Origin of the sequence: Brevibacterium iodinum ATCC 49514 (assembly GCF_900169265.1) — a bacterium.
In the GTDB taxonomy this organism is placed as follows: Bacteria; Actinomycetota; Actinomycetes; order Actinomycetales; family Brevibacteriaceae; genus Brevibacterium; species Brevibacterium iodinum.
Window position 1 is genome coordinate 263,885 of record NZ_FXYX01000001.1, and the last position, 19,322, is coordinate 283,206.

15 protein-coding genes and 1 tRNA gene are annotated in these 19,322 nt (G+C 65.2%); 7 read left to right on the forward strand and 9 right to left on the reverse strand.

Annotated elements, in window-relative coordinates:
• Nucleotides 1-83: 83 nt before the first annotated feature.
• Nucleotides 84-671: a GNAT family N-acetyltransferase gene (locus BI49514_RS01190; protein WP_101543593.1), complete on the reverse strand. Its 588-nt coding sequence runs from the start codon at nt 669-671 to the stop codon at nt 84-86.
• A 165-nt stretch (nt 672-836) separates the two neighbouring features.
• On the opposite strand from BI49514_RS01190, the gene BI49514_RS01195 reads away from it, so the two are divergent.
• The gene (locus tag BI49514_RS01195; RefSeq protein WP_101543595.1) at nt 837-1,163 is read left to right on the forward strand and encodes a GNAT family N-acetyltransferase; all 327 of its coding nucleotides are present in this window, start codon (nt 837-839) and stop codon (nt 1,161-1,163) included.
• A gap of 173 nt (nt 1,164-1,336) precedes the next feature.
• Here BI49514_RS01195 and shiA read toward each other — a convergent pair whose 3' ends face one another.
• On the reverse strand, nt 1,337-2,662 hold the full coding sequence (gene shiA / locus BI49514_RS01200; RefSeq protein WP_101543596.1) for a shikimate transporter: 1,326 nt from the start codon (nt 2,660-2,662) through the stop codon (nt 1,337-1,339).
• A 283-nt stretch (nt 2,663-2,945) separates the two neighbouring features.
• Between shiA and BI49514_RS01205 the strand changes: the two genes are divergently transcribed.
• On the forward strand, nt 2,946-3,209 hold the full coding sequence (locus tag BI49514_RS01205; RefSeq protein ID WP_338063752.1) for a hypothetical protein: 264 nt from the start codon (nt 2,946-2,948) through the stop codon (nt 3,207-3,209).
• A 186-nt stretch (nt 3,210-3,395) separates the two neighbouring features.
• Here the strand turns inward: BI49514_RS01205 and BI49514_RS01210 are convergent, their stop codons facing one another.
• The 3 genes from BI49514_RS01210 to galU all read right to left on the reverse strand — a co-directional run bounded on the left by BI49514_RS01210 (nt 3,396) and on the right by galU (nt 7,299).
• Nucleotides 3,396-5,600, reverse strand: a complete 2,205-nt coding sequence (locus tag BI49514_RS01210; protein ID WP_101543598.1) for a hypothetical protein — start codon at nt 5,598-5,600, stop codon at nt 3,396-3,398.
• 116 nt (nt 5,601-5,716) lie between these two features.
• Nucleotides 5,717-6,313, reverse strand: coding sequence for a GNAT family N-acetyltransferase (locus BI49514_RS01215; protein ID WP_101544046.1), 597 nt, complete (start codon nt 6,311-6,313; stop codon nt 5,717-5,719).
• Nucleotides 6,314-6,396: 83 nt separating this feature from the next.
• Complete coding sequence (gene galU / locus BI49514_RS01220) at nt 6,397-7,299, reverse strand: UTP--glucose-1-phosphate uridylyltransferase GalU (protein ID WP_101543599.1); 903 nt, start codon at nt 7,297-7,299, stop codon at nt 6,397-6,399.
• A gap of 45 nt (nt 7,300-7,344) precedes the next feature.
• On the opposite strand from galU, the gene BI49514_RS01225 reads away from it, so the two are divergent.
• The 4 genes from BI49514_RS01225 (at nt 7,345) to mscL (ending at nt 10,093) form a co-directional block, all read left to right on the forward strand.
• Nucleotides 7,345-8,106, forward strand: a complete 762-nt coding sequence (locus BI49514_RS01225) for a 5-formyltetrahydrofolate cyclo-ligase (RefSeq protein WP_244195201.1) — start codon at nt 7,345-7,347, stop codon at nt 8,104-8,106.
• A gap of 123 nt (nt 8,107-8,229) precedes the next feature.
• Nucleotides 8,230-8,547, forward strand: a complete 318-nt coding sequence (locus tag BI49514_RS01230) for an FmdB family zinc ribbon protein (RefSeq protein ID WP_101543601.1) — start codon at nt 8,230-8,232, stop codon at nt 8,545-8,547.
• 205 nt (nt 8,548-8,752) lie between these two features.
• Nucleotides 8,753-9,382: an SAF domain-containing protein gene (locus BI49514_RS01235; RefSeq protein WP_101543603.1), complete on the forward strand. Its 630-nt coding sequence runs from the start codon at nt 8,753-8,755 to the stop codon at nt 9,380-9,382.
• Nucleotides 9,383-9,631: 249 nt separating this feature from the next.
• Entirely contained in the window at nt 9,632-10,093 is a 462-nt protein-coding gene (gene mscL / locus BI49514_RS01240; RefSeq protein WP_101543604.1) for a large conductance mechanosensitive channel protein MscL, read from the forward strand.
• 472 nt (nt 10,094-10,565) lie between these two features.
• Here the strand turns inward: mscL and BI49514_RS01250 are convergent, their stop codons facing one another.
• Entirely contained in the window at nt 10,566-15,548 is a 4,983-nt protein-coding gene (locus BI49514_RS01250) for a DUF4011 domain-containing protein (RefSeq protein WP_244195202.1), read from the reverse strand.
• Nucleotides 15,549-15,655: 107 nt separating this feature from the next.
• Here BI49514_RS01250 and BI49514_RS01255 point away from each other — a divergent pair.
• Nucleotides 15,656-15,731 (forward strand) — tRNA-Arg (locus BI49514_RS01255).
• Between the two features lie 152 nt (nt 15,732-15,883).
• Here the strand turns inward: BI49514_RS01255 and BI49514_RS01260 are convergent.
• The 3 genes from BI49514_RS01260 to BI49514_RS01270 all read right to left on the reverse strand — a co-directional run bounded on the left by BI49514_RS01260 (nt 15,884) and on the right by BI49514_RS01270 (nt 18,914).
• The gene (locus BI49514_RS01260) at nt 15,884-16,948 is read right to left on the reverse strand and encodes a universal stress protein (protein WP_101543608.1); all 1,065 of its coding nucleotides are present in this window, start codon (nt 16,946-16,948) and stop codon (nt 15,884-15,886) included.
• 167 nt (nt 16,949-17,115) lie between these two features.
• The gene (locus BI49514_RS01265) at nt 17,116-17,616 is read right to left on the reverse strand and encodes an HNH endonuclease (protein WP_101543610.1); all 501 of its coding nucleotides are present in this window, start codon (nt 17,614-17,616) and stop codon (nt 17,116-17,118) included.
• Between the two features lie 416 nt (nt 17,617-18,032).
• Entirely contained in the window at nt 18,033-18,914 is an 882-nt protein-coding gene (locus BI49514_RS01270; protein ID WP_101543612.1) for a C40 family peptidase, read from the reverse strand.
• Between the last annotated feature and the right edge of the window lie 408 nt (nt 18,915-19,322).

The window sequence follows — 19,322 nt, forward strand, 5'->3', positions numbered from 1 at the left end:
CTTTTCTCCAACAGAAGTGTCCGATGCTGACCTATTTTCCGACTGCAGCCCGCTCTTCGCCTGCAGCCGCGCTTCGGCCGCCCTCAGCTCAGGGGTTTGGCCAGGAGCACGAATTCGAGGTCGTCGACCTTCGGCAGCCCGAAGCGTTCGTCGCCGTAGGGGAAGGGCTCGATTTCGCCGGTGCGCACGTAGCCGCGGCGCTCGTAGTAGGCGATAAGTTCGTCACGCTTGTTGATCACGCTCATCCGCATCGCCGTTGCACCCCAGTGTTCGGCCACCCACGCCTCGGCGAGGCCGATGAGCAAGGACCCCACCCCTTTGCCCTGTCCCATCGGAGAGACGGCGAGCACCCCGAGGTATGCGGCTCCGTCTTCGGGTTCGCGCACATAGACGCTGGCTACTGCGCGCCCCTGCCCATCGCGGGCGAGCAGAATCTGGGAGTCCGCCTCGGCGAGCATGTCCTCGGCCATGGGGCCGTCGAGCCGCTGTCCTCCGAGCAGGTCCGCCTCGGTGGTCCACCCCTGTTTCGACTCTTCGCCGCGGTAGGCCGAGGACACGAGCTCGACGTAGTCGGGGATGTCGGCGGACGTCAGCTCGGTGACCTCGAATCCGGCTGCACGCAGCTTCCGGCGGTGCGCGTCGACCAGGGTCGCCGAGGGGTGTGCGGTCATAGGTGGGACTCCTTCGAGATCGTCCGGTCGGCTGAGTCTGACCAGGCTAGTCGCTTCTTCAGGAACAGAACTATAGTGTCAATTGTCAGGACAGCGACGAGCGTCGATCGATCGCCGACGACCATCGCGCAGTGCCGCCGGCACGGACATTCGGGAGGAATGACCATGGACATCGACATCTCGGGAGAGACCTTCACCATCGCCGAGGATGCTGCGGCCAAACGCTTCACCGTCACCCACGAGGGCAAGGTCATCGGTCTCGCCGATTACATCGACCGTGAAACGAGCGCCGATGACACCGCCGACGGTCCGGTGCGCATGTTCACCCACACCGAGGTGTCGCCCGAGTGGGGCGGGCGCGGCTTGGCGGCCAAACTGGTGCGCTATGCACTGGAGACTAGCGCCGAGGCGGGGCTGAAGTTCCGAACCACGTGCTCCTATGTGCAGAATTTCCTGGCCAAGAACGACGAGTTCGACAAGTTCGTCGCCTGAGCGGCCGGCCCATGAGCAGTGTGCGCTCCCGGCGATGAGGTCGCGCGGCCGCGATGACCGAGTGGCCGCCGCACCCCACACCGTTGGTGTCATAACCGCCTCGGCCTTACCAATTGCGCTCGGCCTGACGTAACACACCGGGGCAACAGTGCCGTCAGTCAGCACCGAGGCGATCAGGCACCGGCGGTGCGGCGTCCCTTCTTCGCGAGGTAGGCGGCGACGGAGATCGACACCAGACAGCCCGCAGCGAGGTAAGCACCGACGAGGTACCAGCTGCCGTCGCCGACTCCGACGAGGTAGGTGGCGATGAACGGAGTGAAGCCGCCTGCCAGCGCGCTGGCCAGCTGGTAGCCGACGCCCGCTCCGCTGTAACGGAATTCGGGGCTGAACATCTCGGCGAACAGCGGCTGCTGGACGCTGACGACCGCGTCGTGAGCGATATTGACCAGCAGCACGGCGAAGATCACGATGGCAATCGTGCTTCCCGATTCCAGAGCGAAGAAGAACGGGATCGCGCTGAGCAGTCCGACGACTCCGCCGGTGAGGTAGACGCGCAGACGTCCGTACCGATCAGAAAGGTAGGCGAACGCAGGAATCGTGACGATTCCCAGTCCGCCGACGAGCAGCGTGATGTTGAGCATGAACTGCCTGTCGAAACCGAGTTCGTCCGTCGCATACGACAGCGCGAAGGTGGTGACGATGTACATAGTCAGAAGCTCGATGAACCGCAGTCCGACGATCTGGGCGATCTGTGCGGGGAATCGTTTGAAGGCCCCGAGGATCGGCAGCTTGGCAACCTTGTCCTCGTCCGCGTTCTGCACTCGCTTCACATATTCTTCGGATTCCGCGACACCGGCACGGATCCACAGCCCGACCAGGACGAGGCCCGCGCTGGCAAGGAACGGGATCCGCCATCCCCAAACCAGGAAGCCTTCGGAGGTCAGTCCGCCGCTGAGGATGGCGACGAGTCCGGTGGCCAGCAGCAGGCCGACCGAGTAGCCGACCTGAACCCCACTGGAGTAGAAGGCGCGCAGCTTCGGCGGTGCGCTTTCGACGGCCATGAGCGCGGCGCCTCCCCATTCTCCGCCGACCGCCACGCCCTGAATGCAGCGCAGCAGGACGAGCAGTGCCGGTGCCAGCCAGCCGCTCGTCTGGTAGGTCGGCAGACAGCCGATGAGGGCGGTGGCCACGCCCATGATCGTCATCGTCCAGATGAGCATGGACTTGCGCCCGAGGCGGTCGCCGAAGTGGCCGAAGATGATTCCGCCGAGCGGGCGGAAGATGAATCCGACGCCGAAGGTCGCGAACGCCGCGAGCGTGCCCGCCCGGTCACTGTAGCCGGGGAAGAAGAGCTCGCCGAAGACCAGAGCTGCGACGATCCCGTACAGCAGGAAGTCATACCATTCGACGACGGCGCCGATGAACGACCCGGCCGCCGCACGACGTGCACGCCGTCCCACGTAAGGTTCAGCTCTCACCTGGTCTTCGATATCGGCCATCGGATTCTCCCCTGAACTCGTCTTCGGCTCTCTGCCGGCCGCCCTCGCGTGATCGACGCTGAGCAATCTAGCACGGCCGATGACTGCTGAGTCGACCGTGTCCACCAGGGAAAACGCACGCCGCCAATCAGGCTGTGTCCACGGTTGCCGATGCGCTCAAGCCAGGCACCGACTGGAGGGGACACCAGAATCGCAACTGTGAACGCCTGCTCGCTTCGTCGCTCGCGACCGCTGTCGATTCTCGGTCGGCTCCCATGATCCTGCCCGGGGTTCGTGATCCTGAATGATCACGATTCGCCGAGGCGGCTCCCTCACCGATGCCGACCACCGCCTTCTCGCGCCGTGGGCCGCCGACTGCGCCGAACACGACCTCGGGGCGGCGGCCTACGCGATCAAAGCGACCCGAGGGACATCGGGGAAGGACCTTGTGGCCGGTCATGCCGAACGCGACTGGCAGCGTGACCGGCTGCCGAATGAAGTCCGCGAACTCGTGCTGGAAGATCAGGCACGCCGCGATGCGATCTGCTGGTCGGTATTCAGCGCCTGATCGCTGGCGGCATCCTCCACGGCAGACAGCACGCTTTCGAACGGGTGCTATCTGTCGTGAAGCAAGCTGCCCAGCGACTCATGGACACCGTAACCCTGGCACGCAGAAGCCCCGCACGGGTTGTGCAGGGCTTCTGCGTCAGCGTCGCGACATCCTTGCGGACCTCGCTTCAGCGACTTCGGGGCGTCACGCGCGCCGGCGAGCGAGAACGTCGTTGACGGCGCCGAGGTCGGCGGCCTTCGTCGTCCGGATCGCCTTTCGCCCGTGGCCGAGCGGTCCGTCCTCGCGGGCGGAGTCGCTGAGTTCCGGACGGTAGCCGAGCTCTTCGGCGAACTCAGCCGCGATGTCTTCACGGCTGCGGGCCTCGGTTTCGTACGAGCTGGCATCGGCCGCCGATGCCGCGGGCACCGGATGCTCGGCTTCGGGAGCCTCGACGTAGCTGGGTACCGGCAGCGGGGTCGGCGACCAGCCGTCGCGCGATTTCAGACGCTGCATGAACGGGTCATCGACCGTGCGAGCCGCCGCATCAGGTGCAGCGTGCACTTCCGCATCGACTTCCTTTCGACCGGCCGCATCTGAGATGGTTTCGGTCTCAGCGAGGAGGTCGGCTCCGAGAGAGACCGGGGCCTTGGCGGATTCGGTCCGAGCCTTCTCTGCAGATGTCGCCGAGGCGGCGTCGGCATCGTTCTCGCGGTCGATCGTGGTACCCGTCGCTTCCGCCTTCGGCTCTGCCGTCGACGTTGATGCCGCGGGGGCGACGGCGCGCGACGTCGAGGCGGTCTCGGAGTCGGCGGCCGCCTCGGCGGAAGTCGCGTCACCGTCTGCGGTCGAGTTCTCCTTCACGACCGGGATCGGTCCGGTGAGGAGGACCTGGCGCGTGGTGTGGCCCTCGGCGGCTTCCTTGCGGATGCGCACGAGCGGGATCTCTCCGGTGTCGGCCTCTTCGCGGGACTTCTTCGCCTCGACGGAGCGGTTCATCGCAGCGCGAGCCTGCGCGGCCTTCGCCGCCGCGCTCGTACCCTGGGCGGCCGCGGCGATCCGGGCAGCAGTTCCGCTCGATGTCGATGCAGGGGCTGTGCGAGGCTGCTGCTTGACCGGAACGGTCTGCGACTTCGCGGACTTCGCGTCCGCGCGAGCTGCAGACTGCGAACCAGCTGCAGGCTGAGCATCAGTCGTCGTCCTGGCCGTAGCAGTCTGTCGCGCAGCAGCAGTCTGTCGCGCCGTGGCCGTCTGTCGCGCCGTGGCCGTCGACGGTTCGGCCGACTTCGGCTCGGAGGCACGCTCGACCTTGGCGACGCGCTCCGGAGCAGTGTCACGCTTCGGCTGGGCCGCTGGCCGTGACCGTGCGGTCTCCTGCAGACGTCGCAGTTTCTTCTTCGTCTCGCGCTTGCGCAGATTGAGCGTGCGCACGAGGAAGAGAGTGACGACCGCGAGCCCGAGGAAGACACCGGCCAGGGCGATGTGCACCACCGAGAAGGCCGCGAGCACACTCGACACTAGGATGCCGAGAACCGAGGCGAGGAAGACCAGGGAGAAGCCCCTGACCATGGTGTTCAGCGACTTCAGTGACTCCCGCAGGGTCGTGGCTTGCTCGGTCATCGCATGTTCCTCATCGGCTCCGATGGTCGGATTGGAAATCTGTCGGTTCTGTCCGTCTGTGCCGGCCATCCCCTCGCCGAGGTGGCCGCCGCGTCCCGTCCGGGACCGGCCTTCACGTGGTCCGCCCCCTTGAGGTGCCGGACCGGCGCCGCCCGGAGCCGTCCGGCTCGTCGACGCCTTGCGGCCGACGCCGGTCGGGTGCGGCGGATGGGCCTGTGGCCAACGACGCTGTCTGTCCGGCTGCCCGACGGAGCGGCCGCTGTCGTTGAAGACGGCATGGACCGCGGGGTGGAGCAGTCGCACATTGTCAGTGGCAGCGCCTGCACGAACACCTGTGTCAGTGCCGACGCCTAAGTTGGATCCGACAACACCGCGACCGACGGCCGCATGGTTGGCGGACAGGGAGGAGTGGGTTTCACCGACCGCAACGGGAAGGACGTTGAGCTGGGCGTGCTCGGCAGCCTCGGTGATTGTGTGTGCTTCGGCGTGACCGTCGATGACGGCGAACTCGGGAGGGGAGGCCGAGAGACTCAGCTTCGGGGCCTCGACTTCCTGAGAGACGTCCGGGGTCGGCACCGACGGCACCTTCCGAGGTTTGTCGTGGAAGACCTGGACGCGCTCCGAATGGTCGTGCCCGGGGATGGCCGTCTCGGCGGAGACGACGGCCGCATTGTCCGGAACCGTGTCGATTTCGACGCGCAAGAGATCCGTCGCGGACTTCCGAATCATTGCGGGCACAGCAACGGCGAAGACCACGACGATGGCGATGACGACGATGATGCTGGTGTCCACAGTGCCACCCTAAGTTGCAGGCATCAGGGAAGTCGTGAAGACGCGAGGTGTGTCGGTCAAACTGGGGCGAAGTTCACCGAATTCCCAGGTGGCGGCTGGACGTCCCCGGTCCGCGCCTACCACCCGCCGGTGCCGTGCCTGTAGGCGGCCAGCAGACCCTGCGGGACCTCCTCGGCGAGGAGGGCGAACGTGCGGTGGTCGCACCACTGCCCATCGATGTGCATGTACTTCTCGCGCAGCCCCTCATCGCGCAGACCCAGCTTCTCGACCACGCGCAGGCTCGCGGTGTTCTCCGGGCGGATGTTGATCTCGATGCGGTGGAGTTCGAGGGCGAAGAAGCAGTGGTCGGCGGCCATCGCCACGGCGACCGGGGTGATTCCGCGCCCGGCCACGCGCGAGTCGATCCAGTAACCGATCTGCCCGGACAGGATCGAACCCCAGCTCAGGCCCGATACGGTGATCTGTCCGCGGAAGTTCCCGTCGACCTCGATGGCGAACGGCACGGTCTGCCCGCGTTTGGCCTGTTTGTCCTGCATCCGCACCATCGTGCGGAACCCCGGCAGCTCTTGGCCCGGCGCGGGCAGGGTCGCGTCCCACGGGCGCAGCCAGTCGCGGTTGAATCGGCGGACCTCTCGCCAGGCCTCTTCGTCGCGACGGCGCAGCGGTCGCAGCACGATATCGGACTGTCGATCAGTCAGGATGACAGGCCACACGCGGCTGCCCTCGCTCTCGGGATCAAGGTCGGTCTGCCCGGATGGGCTGAACCAGGACGGTCGGCTCGGAGCCGAGTCGGCGCTCAGTCCAGCGTCGGCACGAACTCGCGCAGCCACGCTTTGAGATCGCCGCCGAGGTCCTCCCGGTCGCACGCGATCTGCACAACGGCTTTGAGGTAGTCGAGCTTGTCTCCCGTGTCGTAGCGGGCGCCCTTGAACACGACTCCGTAAACTCCGTGGCCCTCGTCGTCTCCGGCGAGCTCCTGCAGGGCATCGGTGAGCTGGATCTCGTTGCCGCGTCCCGGCTTCGTCGTCTCGAGGACGTCGAAGATCTCCGGCGCCAGCACGTAGCGGCCGATGATGGCGAGATTCGACGGAGCATCCTCGGTGGTGGGCTTCTCGACGAGGTCGGTGACCTTGACGACCTCGTCGTCAGCAGTGGACTCGACGGCGGCACAGCCGTAGAGGTGGATCGCCTCGGGCGGAACCTCCATGAGGGCGACGACGCTGCCGCCGGTCTTCTCCGCGACCTCGATCATCTTCGGCAGGATCGGGCTGCGCTCATCGATGAGGTCATCACCGAGCAGGACCGCGAACGGCTCATTGCCCACATGCTGACGTCCCTTGAGCACGGCATGGCCGAGTCCCTTGGGGTCGCCCTGGCGCACATAGTGGATGTCGGCGAGTTCGGAGGGATGGCGCACCGCGGCGAGCTTCTTGTCATCGCCCTTCTGCGCGAGCGCTGCCTCGAGCCCGTCGACCCGGTCGAAATGATCCTCCAGCGGCCGCTTATTCCGACCGGTGATCATGAGAACGTCCTGCAGACCGGCATCGACGGCTTCCTCGATGACGTACTGGATCGCCGGCTTGTCGACGACCGGGAGCATCTCTTTGGGGGTGGCCTTCGTGGCGGGGAGGAACCGAGTTCCGAGACCGGCGACGGGGATCACGGCCTTGCGAACGGTGCGCTGCGCTTCATCACTCATGACGTCATCTTAACGAATCCGCCCACCCCGGTTAGTCTGAAATGCGTGGACTCACAAACTTCGAAGGCGCGGCTGCGGTCCCGCATCCGCGCCGCTCGCGCAGACCGCTCCCTCACCGAGGCAGCTCCGGGGATCGTGGCGGCTGCGGGGACCGTGGCGGCCGCGGGGACTGTGGCGGCCGCCGCGCGGGACCTCATCCGAGAAACACCGGTTCGTTCCATTCTTGCCTATGCGGCGCTGCCCGGAGAGCCGGACCTCGACCCGGCGCTCGATCAGTTTCTCGCATCCGGCGGCACCGTCTACCTGCCCGTCGTCACCAAGGTGGGCGAACCTTTGATGTTCGGCCAGGTCACTGGTTCGATGGCCAGCCTGAGACCGCAGGGCCGATGGGGAATCCGCGAACCGGTCCGGGATGGTGAGATGCTCACCGCCGCCCAGCTGCTCTCCCCCACGATCGGCCTCGACCTCGTCTTCGTCCCGGCCCTGGGCTTCGGAGCCGCTGGTGCTCGGCTGGGCAACGGGGGCGGCTTCTACGACAGGACCTTCGGCCCACACGGGGAGGAGCCTCTCGGTTCGGGCGTTCTCGAATGGGGACTTTTTGGTTCCGAGTCCCCTGGTTCAGAGTCCTCTGGTCCCGAGTCTCGTGGTTCGGAACGCAATGGTTCGGCAGCTCCTGGTTCGGGTCCCCGCGTTGTCGGGGTGTGCTTCGCCGACGAGCTCAACCTCAAGGGCCTCGCCGCAGAAGCCTGGGACCTGCGCATCCCGGAGGCCGTCACCGACGACGGAACTCACGTCTTCACGGCCTGATCGTCGGGAATCAGTACCCACTCGCGCGTGTTGATATGTGGATAACCTTGTGCATATCGCGGACCGGTGCTCCGGGGAGGAACTGAGATGCACTATAATCTTGTCGTCGAAGAAAGGTCTCGAATGCCCGTCTACTCCTACGCCTGCAAGAGCTGTGGTCACGCGTTTGATATTCATCAGGACTTCAGCGATGACTCGCTCACCGTCTGCCCGGAATGCCAGGGCCGCCTGAAGAAGGTCTTCGGTGCCGTGGGCATCAGCTTCAAGGGATCCGGCTTCTACGCCACCGACTCCCGCTCGAGCAAGTCGAGCACCGTCAGCTCCTCGAGTTCAGACTCCTCCTCGAAGGAGTCCTCGGGCTCGTCGTCGAAGGAAGCCTCCAGCACGTCGACTTCGCCATCGAGCAGCTCCTCGACCGCGAGCACCCCAGCCGCAAGCTGAGCGACGCCGGTCGCCGGCGCACCCTCCCAGCCGCCAGCTGACAGCCTGCACCTTCAGGGCGATTCACCTCAGCCGCCAACCGACCGGATGCCACGAGGGACCGGCTCTCGTCACTCAGACACCAATCGCCTGTGGACGGCACGAACTGTCCACAGGCGAGTTCCATACCCTTGCCGCGGGCCGCGCAGCACCGCAGACTCGGCGCATGGGCATCTTCCACCGCGTCCGGTCTACGTCTTCCGGCCAGTCACGGCTGTCTCGCATTCGGCCTCAGCGCATCCTCGCCGCCGTCTGCCTCGCATGTGCCTGCGCTCTCGCCGTCTGGATGCTTACACCGACCAGCGCAGGAACGGCGATCGTTGTCGCGAAGTCGGACCTGGCACCCGGAACCGAGCTCAAGGCCCAGGACCTCACTCTCACTCAGTTCCCTTCCGACCTCGTCCCCGACAAGACATTCAGGTCCGTTGAAGAGGTGCAGGGACGGGCCACCTCGGCGGGGTTATCGAAGGGGTCACCCCTGACCTCGTCGATCGTGCTCGATCAGCAGGCGCTGCCGAAGGGCAGTCGCGATCTGCTCATGCCGATCCGTCTGGCCGATGATGCCTCGGCGGCACTGCTCCAACCGGGGCAGAAGATCCGTCTCTTCTCGTCCCTGCCCGACGGCGGGTCGGAAGTCGTCGTCGAGAAAGTGACGATCGCCCGCCTCGTCGACAAACCCGAAGGAATTGCCGCGGAGTCAGGACAACTTGTTTCCGTGATCCTCTCCGCCGATGATGCCGGGCGTGTCGCCGAGTTCGCCGGACTCCCCATCAGCTTTGCCATCCTCCCTCGCTGAACCATGTCATCGCCGGGCTGTCCGCCCTTCTGATCTGCGGTGGTCGGAGACGTCTGTGTTCACCCGACCGACGCTCATCACTGCAAACCGATTACCCGGAGTATCACAACGATTACCCGGAGCGTCAATACGATGATCGGACTCGCAGATCATTTCTGCTGACCATGAGTTACCCATGTGTACTATTGAAACGTAATTGAACAATTCACAACCGCATTGCGGTGAACACACACCGAAAGGGTTTCTCTAATGCTTAGAGGCTTCAGAGACTTCATTCTCCAGGGGAATGTCGTCGAACTCGCAACCGCGGTCATCATCGGCGGTGCCTTCACCGCGATCGTCACTGCGTTCTCCGACAAGATCATCAACCCCCTCATCTCTGCCGTCGGCGGCGCCGAGGGTCCTGCTCTGTCGTTCCAGATCAAGCCGAACGTCCCGGAGACGACCATCGATTTGGGCGCGGTCATCACCGCGGCCATCAACTTCCTCATCGTCGCCGCTATCGTCTACTTCATCATCATCGTGCCGATGAACAAGCTCAACGAGCTGCGTAAGCGCGGAGCGCCCGAGGAAGAGGTTCCTCCAACCACCGAGGATCTGCTCGGCGACATCCGCGAGATCCTGCGCAACCAGACCGCTGCTGCCGCCGGACCCGCCGAGGGTCCCGCCACCGACGGTCCGATCGATCCGAACCAGCTTCCGCGGCACTGATCACCAGCCGATCGCACAGAAGGCCCGCTCTCATGCGAGAGCGGGCCTTCTTCATGTCTGTAACCTATCGGGCTATCTGAGACCGATCGGGCGCTATTGACCGACCGTAAAGGGCGGGGAGATGCCCGGACAGATCGAAGCCACTAGACGGAACAGTAGCTATGACCAGTGTGGGGGCTTCTGCGAACGGTAGTAGTCCTCGGTGAAGCCGCCGCCACCGGAGTCGGCTTCATTGCGCAGAGTCGCTCGATATCGGCGCTTCGCTGCTTCGATCCGGGCCCTCCGAGACTCATCAGTTTCGGCATCGCCGTCGCAATGTGAAGGCTGTACCGGCTCAGCGCCGGACTCGCCGTCGCCGTGCGGTGGCTCGTCCAGTTCAGTGTTCAACCCGCTGACGCTGGGATCAACCGTTTCTCGGTCGCTGCCGCTCGTTCCTCGGTCGCAATCAGCATCCTCGGCGCCGGTGGGCCGGTCAGGCATCGTCGTTCTTCGACCCCGACTTCGCCGAGGCGGTCCCGTCCATCCCGGATTCAGCCGACTCCGACTCGGACTCCCCCGACTCCGCCTCGGCCGAATCCGACCCGCCAAAATCAGCGGCGGTCGAATCCTCGTCGGCCGAATCCGAGTCTGCGGACTCGGCCCCAACTGCACCGGCTGCTGCAGCATCACGCGGTCGAGCTGCCTTCGCGGACGAACCTGCACCGTCGTCCCCGGCACTGTCGGACCCCGCACCGACCGAATCGGTGTGGACGGACTCGTCGGCCGCCTCGGGAACCTGGTCATTGCTTGCGGTCTGGACGAGGCCGGCAGAGCGGAGCTCATCGGCACGGATCTTACCGGTATCGAAGGTCGGCAGGATGTCGTCTTCGACGGGGCCAGTCGAGTTGGACCGTGGGATGAACACCTCGGCGCCGGTGACCTTCTTCGCCTGCGCATGGCGTTCCCGGTAGCGGTCCACTGCGGCCTGCAGCTGGGAATCGCCGCGGCTCGAGTTGCCCTTCTGCGCCAGGGCGGTGCGCAGCAGATCCTTGATCTCACCGTCGCCGCGCACGACCGCATCCGACTGGATCCAGTCGATCATCTGATCGAGGCCCTCGGCGGAGTACTTGTGCATCGGCAGACCGGGCACGAGCTTCGGTCGGCTGCCGGTGCGGCCGACGACCACCGAGGCGGCACGCGCCGCGTTGAGCACGGCCTGCGGGCTCATCGTCTCCACGGTGGCACGCCAGGTCTCGAAGATCTTCTCGGTCTCGGTCTGCGGGTCGACGAACGCATCGGTCGACCACACGCGCATGAACTTCCAGCCTCGGCGGCTCAGCTGTTCGGGCAGCACCCGGTCCCGCTGGCGCAGGCTGCGCATCGACGCGTATTCGGGTCCGTCACCGGCGACGGCGATGATCATTCCGTGCTCGTCCTCGGTGGAGTTCGCCACGGCCAGGTCGATGCCGTTGTAGTGCTCGTGAGCAACGACGCCGAGCTGCAGCAGCCGGTCGGCGATGTCGTTGAACAGCGGATCGTAGATCTCGCCGTGCGGTCCTGGCTGGTGGACGCCGCCGGTCGCGACCTCCTCGAGCAGCTGCGGGAGCATGACCGCTCCCCCGTTGAGTTTGCTGCGATCGAAGTCCTCGGCCTCGATGCTCGAGACCAGGGTCAACCGCTTCCTGGCTCGCGTCATCGTGGCCGCGAGGATGCGGCGACCATCCGGCCCGGACAGCGGACCGAAGTCGTGGATGACGCGACCGTGGACGGTGCGGCCATAGCCGAGGGTGAAGATCACGGCATCGCGCGACATGCCCTGGACGCGTTCGGCGTCGGTGACGACGAACGGCTCCTTCGAAGAATCGTTGAAGAACGCCGCCACATACGGCAGATCCTTCATCGCCCGCGAGATCGCCGTAGCCACTCGCTGCGCATGATGCGGGGTGAGCGCGACGACGGCCAGCGACTCCCGCGACCGGTTCCGCGCATGCTTGAGGACCAAATCGACGACGCGTTTGACCTCGGCATCGGGGCTCTCGACCCGACCGGTCCCGATGTCCGTGGGACCCCTGCCGTCGGCGACATAGGAGAATTCGAGGCCGCTGCCCTCACCGGTATGCGCGGTCGGCAGCGTCGAAATCGTCGAATCGTAGAAGTGCCGGTTGGCCAGGTCGATGAGCCCGACCGGGGACAGTCGATAGGAGTTCGACAGCCGCATCCGCGGCAGGAACTCGCCGAGGCGGTCCTGCACCGAGCGGGGATGTTTCCCGTCGTCCATGCCGAATCGATCGACCGCGATCGAGAACGGGCGCGGTCCGAGCAGGCGGGAGTCGCCGAGGGAGATGACCTGACGGGCTCGGGTGATTCCGGGGACGACATCGGCGACCGAGAGCCGTCCGGCATCGGCGATGACGACCGCATCGAAGAGAGGCAGAGCGGAGAAGAGTTCGGGCACCGTGTACGGGCTGCCCATCCACACCGGGGCCAGAGTCGTCAGCAGTTCGGGTGCCTGCGTGGAGATCCGCTTCGTCGAGGTGTGCTTCGACAGCAGCTCCTGTTTGATGGCTCCGGCGGCGATCGGATCGGATTCGATTCCGCGCTTCCATGCCTGCGCATGGTTGAAGCGCAGTCGGGAGGCACCGGCGGCGACGAAGGCACGGTCGTTCTCGCGGAAGCCTTCGGCGACCTGGTGGAGAGCGGCACCGTCGTGGCGGCCGATCGCAGGATCTTCACCGGCCATGGTCTGGAGCACGGAGGCCCAATAGGCGAGATCGAATTCGGGGCCGACGAGTGACTCGTCGACCTTGCGCCTGCGCAGATCGGCCATGAGATCGCCGAGGCCCTCGCCGTCGAGTTCACGCTGCAGGCGGGAGCGTTCGGGCAGGTCGGCGAGGTTCTCCGAATCGCTGCCCATCGCTTCGGCACGTGCCTGAAGTTCCTCGATGAGCATCGATCCGAGGTCCCCGCCGTCCGGCGTCGTCTCGAGGATCGGGGCGAGCTTGGCCATATCGGCTTCGACGCTCTGGAGGATCTCGTCGGCTTCGAGGACGCCGCGCGGGATCTGCGGGCGGCCGTCATGTCCGGCGAGGTCCGAAAGGATGACCCGCTGGGCGCGGACGTCGATGAGTGCCTCGTGGAGGTCAGCCACCTCGGCGCCGGGCCGGAGGAACTCCGCGGCCGACTTCTTCAGTCGACGGCGCTGCATCATGCCCATTTCGACGCCGACATCGGCCCGGTATTCGGGTGTGCCGGTGGCGGCGATGAGGTCATCGAGCCGGTGGTCGTAGATATCGGGTGCGAAGTTGTCGAGCGTCTTGCGCACGCGCAGGAGCACACGGATGGCGCGGGACCAATCGTCGACATTGCGGCGCGGATTGAGTTTCGCCTTCTGCAGCACCGGTTCGGTGGCAGCGACAAGGTCGGGGATCATCCGACCGATGCGTTCGGCCACGGTGCGTGCGGCTTCGGCTTCTTCGACGGATTTGAGATCGGCTCCGAACCAGACGGTGTCTTCGACATCGAGGGTGAAAGCCCCCAGTCCGGCGAGTTCACCGAGTTTGCCGCGCAGGATGTTCCGGCGGTCGTCACTGGCGCCGAGGATATCGTCGTCGAAGCGCACCGGTGTCTGCGGGGAGTCATCACCGGAGGTCAGTTCGGCGAGGTGCTGCATGGTTTCGTAGACGGAGACGTCCCACGGCTTGCGCCTGCGGTGCAGGGAGGAGACGTGGTCGGCCAGGGTCGCGCGCTGTTCGTTGAGTTCGGTCAACAGGTGGGACAGGTCCGGGCGTTCGGACTTCTCTGCCGAGGCGATGAGACCGACGAGCTGTTTGCGGATGTCTTCCGAACCAGCGCGAGTGTCGACCGCGAAGTCGGAGAGTCCGACCTCGCCCAGGCGGGCGGAGAAATCGTCGAGCGCATCGGAGGTCTGCGCGAGGAAGAGGACGCTCTTGCCGGTGTGTGCCAGTGTGGTGGCCACGGCGACGGCAACCTGGGTGGCACCGGTTCCGGGCGGGGTGTCGACGACGACGGAGTGACCGGACACGGCAGCGTCGACGACGGCCTGCTGGTCGCCGTCGACGTCGATGACGAGGAATTCCTCCTGCGGCTTCCGGTCGGGAAGCGGGGTGATCGGCTCCTGAAGCGCAGCGGGTACGACGTCCTCACCGTCGGCTTCAGCCGCGGGTGCTGTCTTCTCGGACTTGGTCGCCGCTCCGGCTTCGGCATCGGTCGACGTCTTCTCGTCGTCGGTGGTCGTGGCGACGGCGGATTCGGCGGCAGTGACCGGCTCTGCGGCAACGAGTGGTTCGTCGGTGATCGGCGCGGTCGGCTGACCGTAGTCCTCATCGGCATCGGCATCCGCTGCATCAGCGGCACCGGCAGCTGCCTTCGACGAAGCATTCTCGGCCGCAGGCTTCTCGGGCGCAGCCTTCTCACCGGTCGTCTCGCCCCTGGTTACCGACTCTTCAGCGGACTCATCAGCATCCTCAGCGGGGTCGCCCTCTGCCGTTTCCGCAGTCTTCGTCTCGGCTCCGGACTTCACTGCGTCCGCGGAGGTCGCTTCAGGTGCTGGCTTCTCATCGCCTGCGGGTTCGGTGTCTTTGTCGTCGGACTCGGCGGCGGTCTCCGCCTCAACAACACCGGCGACCCTCTTGGCTTCAGCTCGCTTCTGCTCGGCTTCGGCCTTCTCTGCCGCAGCGATCTTCTCGTCCGGGAGGACACCCGGCTGCGGCACATACGAAGGCCCACCGAGGGAGGCACGCACGTCCTCGTCGCCGGCCAGCGCACGCAAAACGGGGTGTTGGGTAGGCAGGTAGTCAGTGGAGAACGGGTTCGCGATGTTCGCGAACGTCGAGATGATCAGGCGGTGGTTGATCCGCAGACCGGGCACGTTCTGCCCCAGATCTCGCAGACGGTCGAGAGCCGGGCCCGGATCGAATCCGTGCGGTCCGCCGGTCGCGTCGACCCATTCGTCGACGGGCACGTCGAGGTCGTATTCCTCGCGCAGATGCTGGACGAGAGCGGGATTGATCGTGATCTCGTTGTCGAGCACGATCTCGTAGTCCTCGACTCGGGAACCACGAGGCACCAGCGTGATGTGGCGCATGACGACGGGGGCATTGAACTTGAACTTCGCGTCCTTTTCCGTCCACGAAGCGAATCCGAGCGCCAGGTGGGCGGTGCGGATGCCGCGTTCGTTGTCAAGCTGCTCTGCCTTCGACCGGATGGATTTCGCACGCCGACGCGCGTCCGTGAGGATGTCGTGGTCGCGGATGAGACTGGAGAGTCGGGTGGCGCGACCGGCCAGCAGCTGTGCCAGGCCGGAGGGGTGGGCGCCGGAGAGGTCGATGCTGCCGTCACGGGAGTCCCGGAAATGAAGCATGGTGTCGCGACCGCCCAGATGGGCAGCCTGCTTCTTCCACTCGGCGAAGACATCTCCGAGTTCTGGGAACTGTTCGTCTCTAACGGAATCCGACACAATTCGACCCTAACGAGAATCTGTCCATAATAGGTGCTGGCACACCGTGGAACAGTGAGGTTTCTTCTACGCTACACTGGGTGATCGTGGTTGAGGACGACCACCTGGCCCCCGTAGCTCAGGGGATAGAGCACGGCTCTCCTAAAGCCGGTGTCGGCAGTTCGAATCTGCCCGGGGGCGCCAGAACCACCTGTCCGAGCAAGACCCCCTTGCCGATGTCGCCCAGACCCACAATCACCGAGGCGGCCGATCGTATCGATCGGCCGCCTCGGTGATTGTCTTCCGGCCTGAAGCATCCGATCATCGTGATCGGGATTCACGAACTCAGGCGGGGTCTAGAGGCCAGGCTCTGCCGGGGCCTCGTTGCTCTTGCGGCGACCGTGATCGCGGGCGACGCGGACGACCATCGTCGGGCACTGCGAGTACGGCAGCACCGACTGCGAGGTCGAACCGAGCAGGAGGCCGGCGAATCCACCGCGGCCACGCGATCCGATGACGAGCACTTCGGCCGTGTCAGAGGCTCGGACGAGCACCTCAGCGGGCTGGCCGTCGAAGAGCGTCCACGTGACGTCGAGATCAGGGAACTCTTCGGCCAGCCGCTGTTTGGCGACGACGAGTTTGTCCGCGCCCTCGTTGACGAGGCGTTCGAGGTCGGCGGTGCTCGGCAGCCACTCGGGACCGATGACCGTTGTGGTGATCACGGCGACGATATGCAGCGGTGAGCCACGGCGCACAGCCAGCCGGGCCGCCTTCCACAGCGCCGGGGAATCGGCACCGAGAGAGTCGACGCCGACGACGACCTTCCCGTCGAAGCGCAGACCTTCGATCGACTCGGCATTCGGGTCGTGGGTTTCGACCTCGACCCCGTCCTGGCGGATCGGCCGCGACGAGGTCGGGTGCGCGGGGCGCTCGGCCTGGTTGTCCCAGCAGGAGGGGACGACGACCGTCGGGCACGCGGAGTGCGCCGGCAGAGCGCTCGAGACCGTGCCGAGGAGACGACCGGCGAAGCCGCCGCGCCCGCGGGAGCCGACGACGGTGAGGCAGCCGGTCTTCGATTCGTCGATGAGCACACCGGCGGCGTCTCCGATCTCGATGACCGCCTCGACGGGAACACCGGCGGCCTTGGCCTCGGCGGCGGCCTCCTTGAGCGTGTTCGTCACGGCCGCACGGATCGAGCTGTCGTCGATGGGCACATAGGACACGTCGATGGCGGCCGCGGCCACGCTCGGGATCGTGTAGGCGCCGACGAGGCGGATCGGACGGTCCAGGGAGCGAGCCTCTTGGATCGCCCAGGCCAGGGCGTTGCGGCTCGGCGGCGAACCGTCGATTCCGACGATGACGGCTTCGGGCTCACCGGCCGGGGCCGGGTCGGGGTTCTGTGGGCGATCCTGCTCACTCATCGCAAGCTCCTTGGGTCGAAGCGAACTTCTGTTTCGTCCACCCTAGAGCACATTGACGGTGAGAGCTTCACCTATGTCACATCGTTACCCGAATTGCGCCAACATATGGACAACACGGGCCCCTATCTGGGGCGATGCCCGACTTTGAGGCGGCGCTGGAGTTGTTGTCAGGCAGCGCTGGTGTACTCGAGGAATGGTCGCCACTTCTCGACGGGCTTGTCGATCCCACGCATCCACAGCTGCCCCAGGCGGGGCTCCTGCGGCAGGAAGCTGAGCTTCCAGCCGATCTCACTGAGAGTGCGATTGCCCTTGCGATTGTTGCATTCGCGGCAGCACGCGACGAGATTCTCCCAGGTGTTCGCTCCTCCGCGGGACCGTGGGACGACGTGGTCGACGGTGTACGCCGGTTTCGAGCAGTAGGCGCAGCGGTGGCCGTCCCGGCGCAGGACTCCGCGACGGGAGAGCGAGACGCGGCGGTTGCTCGGCGGGCGCACATAGCGGGTGAGCAGGATGACGGAGGGCTGATCGAGACTCATGTGCTCGGATCTCACCGGAATGTCCTCTGCTGCCAGGACTGTCGCCTTTCCGGTCAGCACGAGCACCACGGCTCGTGTGAACGGAACGATCGACAGCGGTTCATAACCGGCGTTCAGCACGAGAGTCTTCATATCTCGCCCCTCATCTTCTTCTCTACTGGGCCGAAACCGGCTGCCCCGGCCACAGGGAACACAAAAGGCGCCGTGCTCATGGGCACGACGCCTGGGAAAGAGGGCACGGAGACAGATATGTACTCCGCACCAGAGACTGGAGCGGCTATTCGAATTATTCGAGTATGCCCCATCTGCTTTCCTTCGCATCAGCGGTTGACACCACTTGGTGTCCACCATTTATTGAACTCAATCTTCTCCAGAGTAACGCGGCGCGCGCCCGTGACCCAATTCATACGACTCGCGTCACGGAAACTTCGGTTTCCGTTCACCGAATCTGGTAGGCGCGAGCGGGCGCCCGAAGTTTCCGGGCATACGAAAGCTCCCCGTACAACTCGAGGACCGTCGAGTTGTACGGGGAGCGATCGGAAAGAAGATCAGAGAACGCGGATGAAGGTGACGTTGCCCATCCAGCTGTAGCTGCGCTTCGAGGTTCCCGAGCTCGGCGAACCGGCATCGTACATCTGTCCGCCACCGGCGTAGATGCCGACGTGGCCGGGGTGCCAGATGAGGTCACCGGGCTTGGCTTCGGACTGCGAGACGATCTGGCCTGCGCCCTTCTGAGCACCGGACGTGCGGGGCAGGTTCACGCCGACGTGGCTGTAGACCCACGAGGTGTAGCCGGAGCAGTCCCAGCCGCTCTGGCTGGTTCCGCCCATAACGTAGGGGGTTCCGACGCCCTTCTGGGCCCAGGCGAGGACCTGCTCGGCCTTGGATCCATCGATGGATCCCGAGTCCTTGGAGTCGGACTCGCCCGAGTCGGACGATCCGCTGTTGGCGGTGTCGTCGGAGTTTCCGGCGGAGTGGTCGGAGTTTCCGGCGGAGTGGTCGGAGTTTCCGGCGGAGTGGTCGGAGTTTCCGGCGGAGTGGTCGGAGGAGGGGGTGGAGGTTTCGACCGGCTTGGGCTTCGGCTTGGGCTTCGGAGCAGCCTCAGCGGTGATGGCCTTGCTCTCGACACCGAAGGAATCGGACTTCTCGTCGTCCTTCTTGTCCTTCGAGTCGTCGCCGATGGTGACGGCCTGGTTCTCGAAGTCGACCTTCTGGGTGGTCTCGGCTTCTGCGGAGACTTTGCTCTGGTCGTCGGCTCCCTGGCCGGCGGCCGGCATCACTGCGGCGGTCAGCAGACCACCGCTGGCAGCGACAACTGCTGCACGACGGCCGAAGACGCCTGAGTTGGCGTTCAGAAGTTCAGTGAGTTCGGTCAGTGGAGTCTTGACCTTGGCATCGGCGGCGCGGCGGCCATGCTGCTTAGTTGCCACGTTTTCCCTCTCGTCCCTATTGGCTGCTCTCAGCCAACCGCCACTATCGGTCCTTGGTATCTCACGGCGAGCGTGGCGCTCGGATCTCGCTGTGAAGTCGTCATTGCGTGAACGACCTCCACAACTGTAACCAATCGATGACTGATTGTCACGTTTTTGTCACAACCACCGGAGGGACACCGTGATGTTTTCCATAAACCCGCAGGTCAGAGGCTCAAAATGGCTTGAAATATTCGTAACATTTTCTCGTTATACGACGTGACCCAGGGGTGGAGGAACCACTCCCTGGGTCAGAGATCACAGTGATTTGTAACGAATCGGGTTTCGGGCACCCGCTCTTTCGTTACCGTTGCTCGGTCTCGTCGTTATCGAGACACAGCCCTGCCGTTACCGAGACTGCGTCTCGTC